The sequence below is a fragment of the Vibrio sp. PSi01 genome, assembly GCF_054960695.1.
Window position 1 is genome coordinate 244,910 of record NZ_JBHNYN010000002.1, and the last position, 17,539, is coordinate 262,448.

General features: G+C 42.6%; 17 protein-coding genes. 15 read left to right on the top strand and 2 right to left on the bottom strand.

The genetic code is table 11. From position 1 onward, the window contains the following. The first annotated feature begins 4 nt into the window (after positions 1–4). The 9 genes from choW to ACFI6G_RS04245 all read left to right on the top strand — a co-directional run bounded on the left by choW (position 5) and on the right by ACFI6G_RS04245 (position 10,421). On the top strand, positions 5–847 hold the full coding sequence (gene choW / locus ACFI6G_RS04205; protein WP_010432025.1) for a choline ABC transporter permease subunit: 843 nt from the start codon (positions 5–7) through the stop codon (positions 845–847). A gap of 2 nt (positions 848–849) precedes the next feature. Beyond that, a complete protein-coding gene (choV, locus tag ACFI6G_RS04210) occupies positions 850–2,121 on the top strand; it encodes a choline ABC transporter ATP-binding protein (protein ID WP_016787449.1) in 1,272 nt (423 codons plus the stop codon). A 360-nt stretch (positions 2,122–2,481) separates the two neighbouring features. Continuing rightward, positions 2,482–2,964, top strand: coding sequence for a MarR family winged helix-turn-helix transcriptional regulator (locus tag ACFI6G_RS04215; RefSeq protein ID WP_016768998.1), 483 nt, complete (start codon positions 2,482–2,484; stop codon positions 2,962–2,964). Positions 2,965–3,239: 275 nt separating this feature from the next. Continuing rightward, a complete protein-coding gene (locus ACFI6G_RS04220) occupies positions 3,240–4,655 on the top strand; it encodes a coniferyl aldehyde dehydrogenase (protein WP_016768999.1) in 1,416 nt (471 codons plus the stop codon). A gap of 54 nt (positions 4,656–4,709) precedes the next feature. After that, on the top strand, positions 4,710–5,153 hold the full coding sequence (locus tag ACFI6G_RS04225) for a hypothetical protein (protein WP_010432014.1): 444 nt from the start codon (positions 4,710–4,712) through the stop codon (positions 5,151–5,153). Between the two features lie 216 nt (positions 5,154–5,369). Beyond that, positions 5,370–6,575: an iron-containing alcohol dehydrogenase gene (locus tag ACFI6G_RS04230; protein WP_016769000.1), complete on the top strand. Its 1,206-nt coding sequence runs from the start codon at positions 5,370–5,372 to the stop codon at positions 6,573–6,575. Between the two features lie 195 nt (positions 6,576–6,770). Continuing rightward, positions 6,771–7,202 (top strand): tetratricopeptide repeat protein, encoded by a 432-nt coding sequence (locus tag ACFI6G_RS04235; RefSeq protein WP_010431998.1) that lies wholly within the window; start codon positions 6,771–6,773, stop codon positions 7,200–7,202. Between the two features lie 107 nt (positions 7,203–7,309). Beyond that, on the top strand, positions 7,310–9,055 hold the full coding sequence (locus ACFI6G_RS04240) for an arylsulfatase (protein ID WP_010431995.1): 1,746 nt from the start codon (positions 7,310–7,312) through the stop codon (positions 9,053–9,055). A 118-nt stretch (positions 9,056–9,173) separates the two neighbouring features. After that, positions 9,174–10,421: an anaerobic sulfatase maturase gene (locus ACFI6G_RS04245; RefSeq protein WP_016769001.1), complete on the top strand. Its 1,248-nt coding sequence runs from the start codon at positions 9,174–9,176 to the stop codon at positions 10,419–10,421. Positions 10,422–10,526: 105 nt separating this feature from the next. Here the strand turns inward: ACFI6G_RS04245 and ACFI6G_RS04250 are convergent, their stop codons facing one another. Further along, positions 10,527–11,105, bottom strand: coding sequence for a TetR/AcrR family transcriptional regulator (locus tag ACFI6G_RS04250; protein WP_010431988.1), 579 nt, complete (start codon positions 11,103–11,105; stop codon positions 10,527–10,529). A gap of 320 nt (positions 11,106–11,425) precedes the next feature. Between ACFI6G_RS04250 and ACFI6G_RS04255 the strand changes: the two genes are divergently transcribed. Continuing rightward, positions 11,426–12,082, top strand: coding sequence for a Qnr family pentapeptide repeat protein (locus ACFI6G_RS04255; protein ID WP_010431985.1), 657 nt, complete (start codon positions 11,426–11,428; stop codon positions 12,080–12,082). A 285-nt stretch (positions 12,083–12,367) separates the two neighbouring features. Here the strand turns inward: ACFI6G_RS04255 and ACFI6G_RS04260 are convergent, their stop codons facing one another. After that, positions 12,368–12,583, bottom strand: coding sequence for a hypothetical protein (locus ACFI6G_RS04260; RefSeq protein WP_010431981.1), 216 nt, complete (start codon positions 12,581–12,583; stop codon positions 12,368–12,370). A gap of 440 nt (positions 12,584–13,023) precedes the next feature. Here ACFI6G_RS04260 and ACFI6G_RS04265 point away from each other — a divergent pair, with 440 nt between their 5' ends. The 5 genes from ACFI6G_RS04265 to ACFI6G_RS04285 all read left to right on the top strand — a co-directional run bounded on the left by ACFI6G_RS04265 (position 13,024) and on the right by ACFI6G_RS04285 (position 17,488). Beyond that, positions 13,024–13,284, top strand: a complete 261-nt coding sequence (locus ACFI6G_RS04265) for a DUF5062 family protein (protein WP_010431978.1) — start codon at positions 13,024–13,026, stop codon at positions 13,282–13,284. A 466-nt stretch (positions 13,285–13,750) separates the two neighbouring features. After that, the gene (gene ectA, locus ACFI6G_RS04270) at positions 13,751–14,284 is read left to right on the top strand and encodes a diaminobutyrate acetyltransferase (protein WP_010431975.1); all 534 of its coding nucleotides are present in this window, start codon (positions 13,751–13,753) and stop codon (positions 14,282–14,284) included. Between the two features lie 35 nt (positions 14,285–14,319). After that, the gene (gene ectB / locus ACFI6G_RS04275) at positions 14,320–15,585 is read left to right on the top strand and encodes a diaminobutyrate--2-oxoglutarate transaminase (protein ID WP_462710149.1); all 1,266 of its coding nucleotides are present in this window, start codon (positions 14,320–14,322) and stop codon (positions 15,583–15,585) included. A 13-nt stretch (positions 15,586–15,598) separates the two neighbouring features. Next, a complete protein-coding gene (locus ACFI6G_RS04280) occupies positions 15,599–15,985 on the top strand; it encodes an ectoine synthase (RefSeq protein WP_010431969.1) in 387 nt (128 codons plus the stop codon). A 78-nt stretch (positions 15,986–16,063) separates the two neighbouring features. Then, positions 16,064–17,488, top strand: a complete 1,425-nt coding sequence (locus ACFI6G_RS04285) for an aspartate kinase (protein WP_016793244.1) — start codon at positions 16,064–16,066, stop codon at positions 17,486–17,488. Positions 17,489–17,539 lie beyond the last annotated feature (51 nt).

Sequence of the window (17,539 nt, forward strand, 5' to 3'; positions counted from 1 at the left end):
TATTGTGAATTTTATTACGGAAAACAAAATCCCTGTCGGACAATGGATGGAAGCTGGCGTTGACTGGTTAACAATCAACGCAGCAGGCTTTTTTGACGCTGTCTCTATCTTTTTAGAAACTGTTATTCTGTTTTTAGTCGATGTATTTAAGTGGATGCCTCCTGCATTACCTATTGTTATTACGGCAGCCCTTGCATGGTATCTACATCGCAAACTGTCTTTGGTGATCTTCGTCGTCGCCGCGCTTCTGACGATCCTCAACCTTGGCTATTGGCAAGAAATGCTGGAAACCTTTGTTCTCGTCTTTGCGGCGACAACGATTTCCGTATTAATTGGCGTACCGGTTGGCATTATGGCGGCTCACCGTCCTTGGCTATACACGCTGTTGCGCCCGATCTTAGATTTAATGCAGACCGTTCCAACCTTCGTTTATCTGATTCCGACTTTGGTTCTATTTGGCTTAGGTATCGTTCCAGGCTTAATCTCGACCATTATTTTCGCGATAGCCGCGCCGATTCGTTTGACCTATTTGGGGGTGACTAAAGTCCCTGAAGAGTTGATTGAAGCGGGTAAAGCCTTTGGTGCAAGCCGCATGAAGTTGTTGTTAAAAGTAGAACTTCCAGCCGCGCTTCCAAGCATCATGGCAGGCGTAACGCAGTGCATTATGTTATCACTTTCTATGGTAGTGATTGCGGCTCTTGTTGGTGCTGACGGCCTGGGTAAACCTGTGGTTCGAGCGCTAAACACAGTGAACATTTCACAAGGCTTTGAAGCCGGACTGGCGATTGTACTGGTCGCTATTATTCTTGATCGCTTGTGTAAGACACCAAACCAGAAGGAAGCTTAATCATGTCTTTAGTAAATAACGCTATGTCTCAAGAAAGCAAAGCCGTACCTCAAGAACATAAAGCGAATTCTCAAGAGCAGACTGCAGTGGACGCGATTACCATCAAAAACCTTGATGTCGTGTTCGGTAATAAAGCCAATCAAGCACTTGAACTTCTAGACCAAGGTAAAACTCGCCAAGAGATTATCGATGAGACTGGTCAAGTTGTTGGTGTGGATAATGTGTCGTTGACGGTTAAAGAGGGCGAGATATGTGTATTGATGGGTTTGTCGGGCTCGGGTAAATCTTCACTGCTTCGCGCTGTAAACGGTTTGAATGAAATTAGCCGAGGTTCTTTAGCAATCAAAGATGGCGATAAACTGGTGGACTTAGGCGAGCAATGTGACGAAGCGACTCTTCGTCACTTACGTACTCACCGCGTATCAATGGTATTTCAAAAGTTTGCACTGATGCCTTGGTTAACCGTGTTAGATAACGTGGCATTTGGTCTTGAAATGCAAGGCGTAGCCAAAGATGTTCGTCGTGAAAAGGCGCGTGAACAGTTAGAGATGGTTGGTTTAGCTGAATGGGAAACCAAATTCCCTCATGAGCTTTCTGGCGGCATGCAGCAACGTGTTGGTTTGGCGCGAGCGTTTGCGATGGACACAGACATTCTGTTGATGGATGAACCTTTCTCCGCGCTTGATCCACTGATTCGAGCACAGCTTCAAGATGAACTGCTTACATTGCAAAGCAAGCTTAATAAAACGATTTTATTCGTGAGCCATGACCTTGATGAAGCGTTAAAAATTGGTAACAACATTGCGATCATGGAATCGGGTCAACTGATCCAACACGGAAAACCAGAAGAGATCGTATTAACGCCAAAAACCGAATACGTAAAAGACTTCGTTGCCCACACCAACCCATTGAACGTACTTAAAGGTCGTTCATTAATGCAGCCTCTTGGATCATTGACACAAGAGAATGACAGTTGGAAGATCTGTGATGCAAAAGATCTATGGATTGAACTGAATGAAGGTATTTTATCTGTAAAAGGTGAATCCGCTTTGGCTCTTGTTAAGTGGAGTGAGTCTGATGACTTGACCGCAATCAACGCGTCGAGTGTTGTGGTGGCAAGCCCAGAGATCGGTATGCGTGATGCCATTAAGCTGAAACAGATCAGCAATCATCCCATTTTGCTTGTCGAAGACGATCTGTTGGTCGGGATCTTGGACAACAGTGAGTTTTACAGCGCTCTTACAGGTAATTTTCAACTTAATAATGCCGCTTAATGGTTTGAGTTGAGATAATTTGTTCTCTAAGAGATAAAATAGGTAGTGAGACAATGGTAATCTCTCTACCTATTTGATTATAAAATCTTTTTCTCTACCAATGTTTGTGATTTTGGTTACTTTTTTCTTTGTTATATAAATAAAAATCGGCTCTTATTGAGCAAAAGTGTTGGTCTGCGCAGATTCAGATGCATAGAAAAGATTGAGAATAGTATGAACATCAGTACAATGCGGAAAATTAATGAAGTAATTTATCAATTTACAGTGTAATTCGAACGCACCTGACTCAAGAGTTCAGGACATTTCATTGCTTCGATACTGTAAATCCACTCACAGTATATTAGTACAAAGGTCTGCATCTTGGACAAACATGACGAAATCCTGGTCGCTATTCGCCAAATTATTCGCGCTATCGATTTACACTCGAAAAAGCTGAGTAAAGAGTATGGTTTGACTGGCCCTCAATTAATCTTAATGAGAGCAATCCAAGATATGGGTAATGTGACGATCAAAGAGTTGTCTAATCAAACTAATGTGAGTCAAGCAACCACGACTACAATCATCGATCGCTTAGAATTGAACGGCTATGTACAACGAGTACGTAGTGAATCTGATCGACGCAAAGTACACGCAAACCTGACTGAAAAGGGTCAAGAGTTGTTGAGCAATGCACCACCGCCGCTACAAGATAACTTCGTGAAAAAATTCCAAAACCTTGAGCCGTGGGAGCAAAGTTTACTGCTTTCTTCGATGCAGCGAGTCTCATCTATGATGAACGCAGAAGATATCGATGCTGCTCCAGTACTTCAACTTGAAGGCATTGCGAACGTAGCCAAGAGCTAACGTTAGTTTTAAATTGTATATTTAAAACAAAAACTTAAAGAATTATCAAATGGTCGCATTCAGCGGCCATTTTTGATCCCGCCATTCAAAATCTTCTAATTATCCCTCAGTTATTAGTTACGTATTTTTATTTAAACGCCCCTGATCTATTCCCAGCTTTTGAATGCCTCTTTTCTGGTATTCAAAAACGTATTGACGATTCTCTGACAATAAACTTGTGGACCGACCGGTTTGTTTTGGATTATTGTGTGCTTATATTAACCACGAGGTGATGTATGAAACATGAATTGACGGCTACACAAATGACAGAGACGTTGAAGAATATGCAGGACGCTTTTGCAGATGATCCGATGCCCACTGTGCCGGTGAGAATAGAACAGTTGCTTGCGCTGAAATCTGCTCTCATCGATTACACAGACCGTTTGTGTGTCGCGGTAAGTGAGGACTATGGTCACCGCAGTCGACAAGACACATTGGTGGCTGACATATTGCCTTGCATCGGGAATATTAATTACAGCATTGAGTGTTTGCCTCATTGGTCGACATCTTCGATTCGTCATTCGGGCCCTTTGCTTTCAACTTCTCGTATTGAAGTAGTTTATCAACCTAAAGGCGTGGTAGGGATCATTGCCCCGTGGAATTTTCCAATTATGCTGTCGGTTGGCCCGCTTATATCGGCTCTGGCGGCAGGCAATCGCGCAATGATAAAAATGAGCGAATTTACCCCAGAAACAAATCAAGTATTAAGAGCACTATTGGCGGAAGTTTTTGATGCTGATGAGGTGTGCTTGGTTGAAGGTGAGGTAGAAATCGCAGCCGCATTTTCGGCATTGCCGTTTGATCATCTTCTGTTTACGGGGTCAACCCAAGTGGGTCGCCAAGTGATGAGGTCAGCGGCTGACACGCTAACTCCAGTCACGCTAGAGCTAGGCGGTAAGTCACCGGTTATCGTTGCAGAAGACATGCCAATTGATATCGCGGTTGAGCGAATCATTTATGGTAAGAGCCTCAATAACGGGCAGGTGTGTGTGGCTCCTGACTATGTATTGCTACCTGAAGGGAAAGTTGAATCTTTCATTCAAGAGTATAAAAAACAGTACCAATTGCTATTCGATGAAGGGGTGTATTCCGAGAGTTTGACGTCCCTAATCAATCCTCGTCAATGCGACCGGATAGTGGGTTTGTTGAATGAAGAACGACAAGCTGGAACGCGAACCGTCGCTTGCCATGACGAAGCGATGGACTTAGATAACCACCGCTTGGTGACGCACCTGATTGTTGAACCAAGCCTGTCATCCAAGGTGATGAACGAAGAGATTTTCGGCCCACTATTACCCTTGATTACGTATCGCAATATCGAAGAGGCGCTCCAAGTCATCAATAGCAAACCAAGGCCGTTAGCACTCTACCTGATGAGCTTTGATTTGAGTTTACAGGGTCAGGTTAAGCACCAAGTTCATTCCGGCGGAATGTGTATCAATGACTGCGTTTTCCATTTAGCCGTTGATGATGCGCCGTTTGGTGGCATTGGTGAATCAGGGCAGGGTAATTATCACGGTAAAGAAGGTTTTCTGACTTTCTCTCATGCAAAAACAGTTTTGGAAACGGGCTTAGATCATCGAGTTAAGCATCTGTTTTCAAGAGAAGACAACGAATTAAAAGCAGCTGTGATGAGCATGCTAGGCAAGTAAGTTATACCTGATATTACGTTATTCATTATTAAAAATTTATATAAGAGGCTATTTATGTTGGAACGTTTTTTTGAAAGAACCATAAAGTCGTATTTGATGATCACGGGATTCTTGACTGCCACTGCTTTTTCCACCTTTCTGGCACCGGACTGGAGCATGCAGACGTTGTTCTCGTACAACGATACGATGTTGGAAAGTAGCACGTATTTGATGGGCACATATCAGCACTGGGGCGTTATGGTCGGTTGTATCGGCATATTGTTGATGGTCTCGGCGAAGTACAAATCGCTGCGTACTTCGACTATGATTTACAGTGCATTTGAGAAGTCGATGTTTGTGGGCATATTCTTATACAACGTATGTATCAACGATTATGAGTGGTTTTACGGTTGGAGCGGTGTGTTTGCGCTCGATGGATTTGTGACTGTCTACTCTTTAGTTTACCTGTACTACTACCTCACTAGAGACAAAAGCAAGGTGCCAGCTCATCTTCGTTAATAGTTAATAGTTAATAAGTTGCTCATGGTGAGTCAATGACACTTATTTAATGATCACTCACTAACTTATTACTACAGCCCGCATTTGCGGGCTTTTTTCGTTTTGGGGCAATGATCCATAAAGATCTTAATTGACATATCTTTGACATTAACACTCTAGACCGACCGGTTTGTATTGGTTATTGTTTAGTCATCAACTAGAAATGAGGTAAATACCATGACAACCAATAATTTTAACTTTCAACTTAAAACCATTGTTCATGCTCAAGAGAATGGCATTGAAAATATCCCTTCTCTTTTTGGTCGCTTAGGTGCGCAAAGAGTCGTGCTCTTTTCTGATAAAGGCTTGGAGTCTCTTGGTTTTGTTGAGCAGTTCTCGGCGTTGTTTGTAAACGAAAAGGTGAACCAGCCAGGTAATGAACAAGCAGTTCAACTTGTTGGTGTGTACACCGATATCGCGCCAGACGCGACTTGCGACAACATCAACGCTGCCATTGAGTTTGCAAACAGCGTCAATGCTGATGCGATCTTGTCTGTTGGTGGTGGCAGTGTGATTGATGCTTCTAAAGGTGTGAAATACGCATTTCATAAACAGATAGATGATATCCGTACGGTGATTGCGGGCGGCGGTCATATGGATGTGTGGCCAAACAATGAAGATATTCGAGTGCCACACATTGCGGTTCCGACAACGGCTGGCACGGGCGCAGAAGCCTCTCCGATTGCTGTTTTTTACAATGAACATGAAAACATTAAGGCAAGTCTAGTCGCGTCTGGATTGGAAGCTGATATCGCGATCCTTGATCCAACGGTGACCACTAATCTGCCTGATCATCTGACTCGTTCTACCGCCATGGATGCACTAACACACGCTGTTGAAGCGATTGTCTCGCCAATGAGTAATGCATTCACCGACGCTTACGGTATTCAGGCTGCAAAATTGATTGTTGAAAACTTACCCTTGGCATTGAAAGAGCCAGAAAACCTAACGGCACGCGGCAACCTTCTTCAAGCAAGCACCATGGCGATTTCTGCTTTCTATTCGTCTTTGGGCGGTATTCCGATTCACAACTGTGCTCATGCCTTTGGTGCGATTAGCCACATTCCACATGGCGATGCCAACACGGTATTAATGCCGGTTGTGATTGAAGCACTGCCAGAGTTCTACATGCCGAATGCGGCGAAGTTAGCTCAAGCTTTCTCTGTCGACACTACGGGAACCGATGAGATGGTTTACCAGAGAGTGTTGGATTTCTTAAATAACTTCCAAACCAGTGTCGGTGCGATGAAGCGTTTCAGCAGCTGGGACTTTGATGAGCAAGAGAAGAGCAACATTGCAGAAGCGATTGAAAAAGACATCTGTTTTCAGTTCTACCCAATCTCGAAACAGACGATTGAAACCATCATAGAGAAAGCGATTTAAGTCTCTGTCTTAATCGACTGAATGTTATGACCATTTAATTCAGTCGATGATTCACTCAACAATCATTACTCGAGAGCCAATTATGAAAATTGAAAACGTATTGCTATCAAGCTTATGCATCATCGCGCCATTCCTACTTTTCACCTAATTCATTCAACAGGGACGTCGTGAACTTTATTCCCGAGGAGGAAATAAATGCTCAATAAACGTTTAACTACCGTGATTTTGGCGGGTGTTTTGGTTGTTCTGTTTTTTGCCAAGGCAAGCTTTGGAAGCGAGAGCTTTGAGAATGAAGCCATAAATGATCAAGTACAGCAGCATCAAGATGTCGTGCAACTGTTGGATGAAGCTTACCAAGGGCAATTGGATGCCCAGCTCTCTGTCGCTTACTTATATCTGAGCGGAGATGGCGTAGAACAGAATGATGAAAAAGCCGCGGAGTGGTTCGTCACCGCAGCCAATAACGGTAGCCCTGAAGCTCAAACACAGCTTGGGTTGATGTATATCTCTGGAAGTGGCGTTCAAGCCAGCCAAGCGGAGGCTGTCACCTGGATTGGCATGGCAGCAGCTCAAGAGTATGACCCCGCGCTCGACTTATTACATTGGATGTCGCAAGCCGCGCACTAATTCAAATCCTAACTCAGGTTAATCACAGAAAGGTTAGCCTCAGAAAAAGTTATTCGCAGAAAAGTTAATTACTGAAAAAGTTAATCACAGAAATTGGAGAACGTCTTATGCAGACATTCAAGAAATCTTTAGTCTTCACTGCAATGGCCGCGGCAAGCAGTGCTGCTCTGGCCGCAGAATCAGAAAAACCGAATATTGTTGTCATTGTTGGCGATGATGTGGGATTTGCCGATACTCAGCCTTATGGCTCAGAAGCCAATACACCAAACCTAATGGCGCTGGCTGAAGAGGGGGTTAAGTTTACTAACTTTCACGCGTCACCAACCTCATCGGTAACGCGCTCTATGATGTTAACCGGAGCAAATAGCCACGAGGTTGGGCTAGGCACCTTCGACTATGCTGTCTATCCGGGTGCGATTGGCAAGCCGGGTTATGAAGGTTACCTCACCAAGAAAGGGGTTACGGTCGCAACGCTGCTTAAAGAGAGTGGTTATAACACTTACCTCTCTGGGAAATGGCACTTGGGGCACGACGATGGTTTCTTACCTGACGATCGAGGTTTTGAAGAGAGTTACGGTATCTTAGCGGGCGGCTCGAATCACTTTAATCGAGATATGATGTTCCCGGCCAAAAATGCCGCGACAGCGGATGCGCTGCAAAAAGGGGATATTCCCGGCGTCGAAGTTGAGCCAACTTACCGTAACGGTGAAGTGGTTGAGGACAAGTACAAAGGCGAGTACTCAGACCAAGTTTACACCAACGAGATCATCAAGATGATCGACAGCAAAAAAGACGACGGTAAGCCTTTCTTCGCTTACGTCCCATTCACCGGTATTCACCTGCCATTGCAAGCGCCTGAGTCTGCCTATCAAGATAAAGTTGATTACTACGTCGAGCATGGTTGGGACTCTGTTCGAGAAGATCGTTTCCAACGCATGAAAGAGATGGGCGTGATTCCAAAAGACGCCGATATTTCAGATCGTAACGCATTAAGCCGCCCTTGGGACTCGCTTTCTGAGAAAGAACAAAAGTGGTACGGCAAGAAAATGGCTGTCGCGATGGGCATGATGGAAATGCAGGACCAGCAAGTGGGTCAGATAGTCGATTACCTGAAAGAAATCGGGGAATACGATAATACTTACATCATGTACCTAGCGGATAATGGCCCAGAAGCGGCGGATATTACCGGTGAAAATATCAGTGATTTGATCCGAACGTGGACTGCTCATCATTTCGATAATTCGACTGAAAACTTAGGTAAGGCGAACTCCAGTGTGTCACTTGGTCCTGAGTGGGCAAGCGCTTCAACCGGTGGCCTATCTTGGTACAAAGCTTACACAGCAGAGGGCGGTATCCGTGTGCCATTTATCGTTAAGCCAGCCAAAGCGCTTTTAGCCGCTGAAGATGCGTTGCAACCGGGAACTCAGACAGACGACTTATCCCAAGTGAAGGACATTGCAGCCACGATTCTTGAGATTGCAGAGGTTGATCATCCAGGAACGGAATATCAAGGTCGAGAAGTGGCGCCGATGAGTGGTGTGAGCTTGTTGCCTTACTTCAAAGGGGAAACGGCAGACGTGCACAGTGCCAACAATGCGATTCCATTTGAATTGTTTGGTAGCGGGATTTTGCTTAAAGGTGATTACAAGATTATCCGAATTTCTACGGGAATGGGCGGCGACAGTGAGTGGCACCTATACAACACCAAGAAAGATCCAGCTGAGCAACATGACTTGAGAAATGAAATGCCAGATCTGTTCCTTGAAATGGTCGCTGAATATCAAGAATACGAAAAAGCGCAAAATATCGTCCCAGTTGACGAAGCGTGGAACCCGTTTGAAAACGTGAAATAGAGGAAAAAAACCACTCGGCCAACCTAATGCCATTAAGCTTGGTTGGCCGATGAACACCGTGTAAAGGAATTACGAATTGTTTTGGCTAATACAATAACTTTACATCGAGGCACTTTTCATGACGACATTATCGCTATCAAATTTGAGTTCAGTTCCGCAGTTCAATGGCAAAGCACACAGCAAGCTTCAAGCGCTAGCAAAACCGATTGGGGCGGTGTGTAATATCAGTTGCACCTACTGTTATTACTTAGAAAAACAGCAGCTGCTTGAATACCCAAAAGGCTCTCTATATACGATGGATGAAGTTCTGTTAGATCGTTATATCAAGCAGTACATAGAAGGGCAGAATACGCCTGAAATTATCTTTTCTTGGCACGGTGGAGAGCCTACCTTGTTGGGGATTGAGTACTTTCAAAAAGTCGTCGAGCTGCAGAAAAAATATTGTCCTAGCTACAGCAAGATTAGCAATGACCTTCAAACCAACGGCACGTTACTGAATGATGCGTGGTGTGAGTTCTTCAAAAAGAATGACTTTATCATTGGTGTGAGCATTGACGGCCCAGAGCACTTACACAATCACTACCGGACCAACCGTGCAGGCAAAGGCACTTTTTCTCAAACAATGCGTGGCATTCGCTACTTGAAGCTGCATAACGTCGAGTTCGCGACCCTAAGCTGCGTGAATGATGTGACAGGAAAATATCCATTAGAGGTCTATCGCTTTCTGCGTGATGAAGTGGGTTCGAAGCAATTGCAGTTTATTCCTGTGGTCGATAAGCGTGAGGCTCATACCAACAATAAATGGTTGAGCAACCAACAAGCGATCATTCCCGTATCAGGCGAGGTTGAACCTTGGAGTGTCGATTCAGTGCAATGGGGAGAGTTTCTGTCGACGGTTTTTGATGAGTGGTTCGAACGCGATTTTGGACAAATATTAGTGCCGTACTTTGAAAATTTTGTCGGAGTATGGATGGGCAGAGAAAGCACCATGTGTACCTTGAGTGAGATCTGTGGAAAAGGGTTAGCAATTGAACCTAATGGCGATGTGTATTCGTGCGATCATTACGTCTTTCCTGAGTTTCAGTTAGGTAATATTCATGAGAAGCCGCTATCGACGCTAGCGTTTTCGCCTGCTCAGCAAAATTTTGGATTCGCGAAGCAAAAGTCGTTGCCCAAACAGTGCCAAACTTGTGAGTTCAAATTTGCTTGTCATGGCGAGTGCCCTAAGAACCGAATTATCAACAGTCGTGATGGTGAGGCTGGGCTAAATTACCTGTGTAAAGGGTGGCTCAAATTCTTTCAACATATCGACCCAGTACTCAATGCTTTGCTTAAAGCCAATAACTTAGCGCCACGGATGGGATAATCGAATCGATCACGTGATAAGCTGAAGCCTAGGTAGAAAAAGAACAAGCCTGAAAAACAAAAAGGCTCGCTATATAAAGCGAGCCTTTTAGTGTGTAGGAGCGGGTTAATTTTTTGAACTCATCGCAAGCAATGTCTCTTCCATGGCATTGTTGAGAATCGAACGGTTGCGCTGCATCGCTGCCATTAGCGTAGAGCCCAGCCATAAGCCATAAAGCGTGCGAGATAGTGATTCAGGATCTACGATATTGAAATCACCCGCTTCATTGCCTTCTTCGAATAGCTTAGCCATACGTAGGATTATCTTTTCTGAACCCTCTGCCATGGTTGATTGTAACGAATTAGCTGTTCCTGCTACCTCTCCGGCTAGTTTTACCACAAGGCACTGAATATTGAAGTCTTCAGTCAACTTCGACGCGCACCAAAATTCGAAATAGGCTTTAACGCGATCACGACGAGAAAGCGACTCATCACTTAAAAAGTCATCTAGCTTAGCGAGATGCTCATCAAAGTAGTTAGTAAGAAGGATCTCACCAAAGTGTTCTTTGGATTTGAAGTAATGGTAAAAAGAACCCTTCGTGCCTTCCGCTTGGTTGATGATTTTCATCAGGCCAACACCAGCAAACCCGTGTTCATTAATAAGGCTAAACCCTGCATCGAGCATAGCTTGTCGCATGTCTTTCATTGTTCTTACTCTTTATGCTGAGAATGAGGAATAGTGTAACGAGCAACATACCAACCGTCCAGTCTAGCGCGTTAGGACGCGGTCAATAATTGACTCGTTCCGTCAAAGTAACATTTTCTCTTATTGGCACTTCTAAGCGACAAAACTTTTTTCAAGATAAGCACATCCTATAAATCGAAAATAACAACCTTAAAGGGCTTGTTTGGTGCCTTAAAATGGCTAAATCAGGGTATTTTAAGTTACTGTTTTTGTTGGTTTTTAATTTGGTGTTTTCTTGAGATCGCAATGGTAGTCTTAGCTTAATTTCTTTAGGGGGCTAAATGGACACCAATAACAGCACTTATCATCAGCACAGTTTTGCTCAGCAAGATTTATCAGAGCTTACATTTACAGCCTGCACGTTTATCCGTTGTGATTTCAGACGTTCGAACTTACGTGATGCAACGTTCATTAACTGTAAATTTATTGAGCAAGGCGATATTGAGGGATGCCACTTTGATATTGCCGACTTACGAGATGCAAGCTTCCAGAATTGCCAGTTGGCGATGGCGAATTTTAGTAACGCGAATTGCTATGGTATTGAGCTACGTGATTGCGATTTGAAAGGGGCGAACTTCACTCGCACTAATTTTGCTAACCAAGTCAGCAATCGAATGTATTTTTGTTCTGCTTATATTACAGGTTGTAACCTGTCATACGCGAATTTTGAACAAGCTTGTTTAGAGAAGTGTGAGTTATTTGAGAATCGTTGGATAGGTACTTACCTTGGTGGCGCGTCATTGAAAGAGTCTGATCTCAGCCGTGGTGTGTTCTCGGAAGACGTATGGGGGCAATTCAGTATGCAAGGTGCCAATTTATGCCATGCTGAATTAGAAGGGTTAGACCCAAGAAAAGTCGATACAACAGGCGTTAAAATTGTTGCGTGGCAGCAAGAGCAACTGCTTGAAAGTATGGGTATCGTAGTGATGCCAGATTGATCTTTTCTGTTTCTGAATACCCATAATATTCAACAAGCCATCACAAGTGATGTAGGACAAACTGAGAACAAGTCTGAACTCTTCGATCAGTCAAATTCGTCAGTTGAAAATTCTACGTGGTTATTGATATTTTTCATAAGCTTGAATGATCAATCTATGATTACGATTAGTGTAAGCTGGATTGGCTATAAATAAAGCCCAATGACTGAAAACGCCCAAAGCGAACAACTTTGGGCGTTTTTACATTTGATTCATTGTCCGTACTGCTGACACTTAAGGCCGTGATTAATGCATACCTGAACGCATTTTGTCGCTGAGTGCGAAGAAAACAAAAAGCACAATACATACCAAAGCGACACACAGCGACACTAAGATAGTTGTAGCGTCAGTCGACATTAACGGGGTAACGAGAGAAGCTAACGCTACTAACATAATCGTGATGTGAACGATTCGTCCGAGGATTGGATTTTTGTGACAGAATGAAGCCCAAAGGTAACGCATTTTTAACACCATTATAAAATTAGTGGGTTTATTCTATTTTCTTAATGAGTGTTTTGTAAATAAGTTTTCGTTACAGGTGACTGTAAATATGATCTCAGTCAGCTTAGTATAAAACTAGTTAAATAACAGTGGTTTATTGGTCTGTCTATGAAGAATTATCATTTAAATACCAACCATAATATTTCGTATTCTTTAGAATGGTAAGCCAAATGTTGCACCATTTTCAGTTTCTTGACTAAGGATCTCATTTATTGAACGTATGATTAAGAGCCCATTTGCTTATCAGTATTCAATGTAAAATAAATTCGAGTAAGCTCCTATCCAGTGGATCAAATTTTTCTATTTATCAGAAAGAGTTTTTCGATTTGAGAGCACGGTAATCTTGTCTACCATTCTGTTTGGTATACTCAATGCTTATTCGGAAAGGTGATGGAGATAATATGTCGAAAACCGCGAAGATCATTAATGAAGATAAACTAGTGAAAAAAGCAGTTGAGGTCGGTTTTAAAATGGCTAAATTGCAAGGTTTTGATTTGCCACATTCATCTCAACCAATAAAGGTCAAAGCGGTGTACTTGTTTCTTGTTGAAGTAAATCAGATCACGCCGTTACCAGAAAGTAAGCTTGATGGGGCAAACATTAAAAAGCGTCTGGCGCTATGGATACATAAAGCATTGCCTGACAATGATCCCTTGAAGTAAACCTTTTCCAAGCTGATATTTCTGGACTCGTTTCCTCTGAGTTCATTATTCATCGATATGTTAGATAAGAAACCTAGCGAGCTCTCGCTAGGTTTTTTTGTTTTTGAGGCCGATATTTTAATAGTGGATAGCGAGTCACTGCCATTCGAAGCGTTGTTATCTACTCGATAGAATGTTCAACACTGAGAGTGTTGGTGATTTATGCCGCTTGATTGGCAATCTGAGCACATAATTTACTAATGACTCTAACCTTCTTTTGACGCTTATTCGGTTAAAGACATTTTCTTAAGATCTCCACCGATCAAATACATTAGAACTCAAAGTATTATTTAATTCATGCTGACCGCTATTAAATGTGATACAGATCACTAATTTTTGTTTTTTAAAGTTAAGGTGTTGATCTTAGTAGGGGGTAAATGCTCATAATAAAAAGGAATTTAATTAGAGTTCAAAGGAATTTCTCGGTATGATTACATCAGCGCCTTGGGTGTTGTGTCCAGAAGTGATAGAAAAAACGAGTGAAGAATGGAGTTTTCGCGAGCCCAAAGCTTCAGATGGCAACGACATTTATCGACTGATTTCAGAATGTCCACCACTAGACACCAACTCGTCATATTGCAATTTTTTGCAATCCACTCACTTTAGTAAAACTTGTATTTTGGTTGAGAACAAAGGTGAGCTTGCGGGCTTTATCTCGAGTTATCAAAAACCGAGTGAGCCTAATGTTCTCTTTATTTGGCAAGTTGCAGTTGCTCCTCGATTTAGAGGTCACTCTTTAGCTTACAAGATGTTGAACAGCTTACTTCGTCGAGAGTGGCTGAAGAGTATAGAAGCTATTGAAACAACCATTACTAAGTCAAATCAAGCGTCTTGGGCACTCTTTAAAAAGCTAGACGCAAAAAATAGTAGCACTGGAAAAGTGACCACTTTCTTAGATGAAAATGTTCATTTTAAAGGGCTGCACGATACTGAGTATTTGTATCGAATACCCCTTAAATAATCATTAACTTATAGGAATCAAATAACGGCCTTATCATGGATATTTTTAAAAAGCAGGAATCTAACGTACGTTCATACTCGAATAGTTTTCCAGTCACTTTTGCTAAATCAAAAGGCTGCTGGCTTGAAACAAAACAAGGTGATCGTTACCTCGATTTTCTTGCTGGAGCAGGATCTCTCAATTACGGTCATAACAATCCAATACTTAAGCAAGCTTTACTTGAGTATATTGAAATGGATGGAATTACACATGGCTTGGATATGCATTCAGAAGCCAAAGCTGAATTCCTAGAAGCTCTTAGTCGCTTTATTTTGGAACCTCGAGCATTAGATTACAAAGTTCAATTTACCGGCCCGACAGGAACAAATGCGGTTGAGGCAGCGATTAAGTTGGCGAAAAAAGTAAAAAGTCGAAGCAGTATTGTTGCATTTACCAATGGTTTTCATGGTTGTACGGCGGGTGCATTGGCTGCTACAGGCAACCAACACCACAGGCAAGGTGCGGGCTCAAATCTCAACAACGTTACGCGTTTGCCATTTGAAGGTTACGCTGGAATCGATGGTTTAAAATTATTTGAAACGATGTTAACCGATAATTCCGCTGGTATGGATAAACCTGCTGCCGTTTTATTGGAAACGGTTCAGGGTGAAGGTGGGTTAAATGTCGCTTCAAATGAGTGGCTACAGAAGTTAAGCAAAATCTGTAAAGCCCACGATATCCTACTTATTGTGGATGATATTCAAGCCGGTTGTGGTCGAACAGGAACGTTTTTTAGCTTTGAACCTTCAGGTATAAAACCAGATATCGTTACGCTATCTAAGTCGATAAGTGGTTATGGCTTACCGATGGCTGTGGTTTTATTAAAGCCTGAACTAGACAAGTGGGAGCCGGGAGAACACAACGGCACCTTCCGTGGTAACAACCATGCGTTCATTACTGCTGCTAAAGCGTTAGAAATGTATTGGTCAAATGATGATTTTGAAAATCATATTCAACGTAGCTCAAGAATGGTCGATGATGTCATTCAACGCAATCTCAAGCGTTTCCCTGAGCTATTTGTTCAACGCAAGGGACGCGGAATGATGATTGGCATTGAATGTAAAGATGGGAACACAGCTGATGAGATTGCAAAAGTGTGTTTTGACAAGGGCATGGTAATTGAGACCGCAGGTCCAAACGATGAAATCTTGAAGTTCTTTTGTCCATTAACCATTTCAGAATCGGAATTGATGCAAGGTTTAACTATTTTCGAAGACTCAGTTGAAGTGGTAGCAACCAAGCATTTCAAGAAAGCATCGTAATAGGGAGAGTAAAATGATTGTTAGAACACTTGATGAATGTCGTAATAGTGAAAGACGTATTGTATCGGATAACTGGGAAAGCACTCGCATGTTATTGAAAGATGACAATATGGGATTTTCTTTTCATATCACAACAATTTACGAAGCGACAGAAACACATATCCATTACCAAAACCACTTGGAGTCTGTGTTTTGTATGAGTGGTGAAGGGGAGATTGAAGTCGTTGGTGGTAAAACTTACCCAATCAAACCCGGTACGTTGTACATCCTAGATAAGAATGATGAGCATTATTTACGCGCATATAAAAACAAAGAAATGACAATGGCTTGTGTGTTTAACCCACCAATTACTGGCGCTGAAGTACACGATGAAAACGGCGTTTATCCACTCGTTGATTAACCCATATATTCAGGGGTGATATCTCACCCCGCTCCCTATTATTTAGTCTTTAATCTCTTCAAGAACAAAAGGTCTTTTATGACATTTACCGTAGAAAAAATCGGCGGTACATCAATGACAGCATTTGATGCTGTGCTCGACAATATTATTCTCCGCCCTCAAAATCCTTATAACCGAATCTTTGTTGTGTCCGCTTACAGCGGTATGACGGATGCATTGTTGGAATGTAAAAAAACAGGTAAGCCTGGTGTCTATCAATTGATAGCGATGCGTGACGATTCGTGGAAGGATGCTCTATCTTATATTGAACGCCGCATGCTATTGACCAATGAGCATATTTTTGCGGATCCAATGAATCGTATGAGAGCAGATAAGTTCATCCGGTCTCGTATTTCAGAAGCCAAAAACTGTATTACTAACATTCTTGAAACGTGCCAATACGGACAGTTTTCACTGAGACATTATTTACCACAGATTAGAGAGTTTCTTTCTTCAATTGGAGAGTCACATAGTGCATACAACACGGCTCTTAAATTAAAAAACATTGGTATAAATTCGACCTTTGTTGACCTTTCTGGTTGGGACAACATAACCCCTCAAAGTTTGGACGATACGATTAGAGAGGCTTTCTCTGACATTGATGTTACTGAGGAGCTTCCCATAGTAACTGGTTATGCGTATTGCAAAGAAGGTTTGATGCATACTTATGATCGTGGTTACAGTGAGATGACGTTTAGTCGTATCGCTACTATTACTGAGGCATCATTGGCGATCATCCATAAGGAGTATCACTTTAGTTCGGCTGACCCAAAAGTCGTTGGTGTAGGTTCGGTTAAACCGATTGGGGCAACTAATTATGATGTTGCCGATCAACTGGCTAACCTTGGTATGGAAGCTATTCACTCTAATGCGGCTGCTGGGTTACGAGAAAGTGGCATAGAACTGCAAATCAAAAACACCTTCGAGCCAGAACATGAGGGAACACTGATTTCTTCTGATTACCGACCAGACACGAATCACATTGAGATCATTGCCGGAAAACAGAAGGTATATGCGTTACATGTTTTTGACCAGGGAATGGTCGGTAAGGCGGACAATGTTAGTTATGAGTTAATGGAGATTATCGCAGATGCTAGAGTGAACCTTATTGGTAAAGAGATGAACGCCAATTCTATTACCTATTATCTAGGTGGTAGCACCGAGAGTTTAAACAAGGTGTCTTATAAGGCTGAGAAACGTTACCCTCAGGCATCTATTTCAGGTCGAATGGTCGCTATAATCTCAGCGATCGGTTCTCAAATTGATACCAATAAAACGCTCGCTAATGGTGTATTGGCTTTGATGAACCATAGTGTTACGCCTATTGCATTACATTCGTCTATGAGAAACGTAAATGTGCAATTTGTTGTGAGTGATGACAAGTATCAACAAGCGATTTGCGCGTTGCATGAAGAATTCTTTGACCAAGATAAAAGAACCGAGACATCGGTGAATGCAGCATAAAATTTAACAGTGGAGGGCTCACCCTCCACTGTTAAATTTTCATGGAAAAGC